We start from the raw sequence: 789 nt of genomic DNA, 5'->3' as shown, positions 1-789 counted from the left end.
GATGCTTTTGAAGGCCCTATGCCACAAACACGTTTTGTATTACAAAAAGCTATTGATTTGGGGTTAAAACCATGTGTGGTTGTTAATAAAGTTGATAAAGAAAACTGTACACCAGAAGAGGTGCATGAAAAGGTGTTTGATTTAATGTTTGAATTGGGTGCAGAAGAGTGGCAGTTAGATTTTCCAACGGTTTATGGTTCTGCAAAAAACAATTGGATGAGTGATGATTGGAAAAATCCAACTGAAAATATTGAACCGCTTTTAGAAATGGTAATTGAACATATTCCTGAGCCAAAAATAGCTGAAGGTTCTACGCAAATGCTAATTACATCATTAGATTTTTCTAGCTTTACAGGAAGAATTGCCATAGGTAGGTTAACAAGAGGTACTTTAAAAGCAGGACAAAACATATCATTAGTTAAACGCGATGGTAGTATTGTTAAATCTAAAATTAAAGAATTACACGTTTTTGAAGGCTTAGGGCGTATAAAAGTAGATGAAGTACAAGCTGGAGATATTTGTGCTATAGTAGGTTTAGAAGGTTTTGAGATAGGAGATACTGTAGCCGATTTTGAAAACCCTGAAGGCTTAAAAACTATTGCTATTGATGAGCCAACAATGAGTATGTTATTTACTATTAACGATTCGCCATTCTTTGGTAAAGACGGTAAATACGTAACTTCACGCCATATTAAAGATAGATTAACCAAAGAATTAGAAAAAAACTTAGCATTACGTGTGCAAGATACTGATAGTGCCGATAAGTTTATGGTATTTGGTCGTGGTGTA

General features: G+C 34.5%; 1 protein-coding gene. It reads left to right on the top strand.

Annotation, left to right across the window (positions count from 1 at the left end; genetic code table 11):
- A partial coding sequence (locus FUA24_RS17285) for an EF-Tu/IF-2/RF-3 family GTPase (RefSeq protein WP_246147080.1) occupies positions 1-789 on the top strand: 789 nt, incomplete at both ends.

This window comes from Seonamhaeicola marinus (assembly GCF_008085455.1).
The sequence above is the reverse complement of the archived record's forward strand: the minus strand, read 5'-3'. Positions and strand labels throughout refer to the sequence as shown.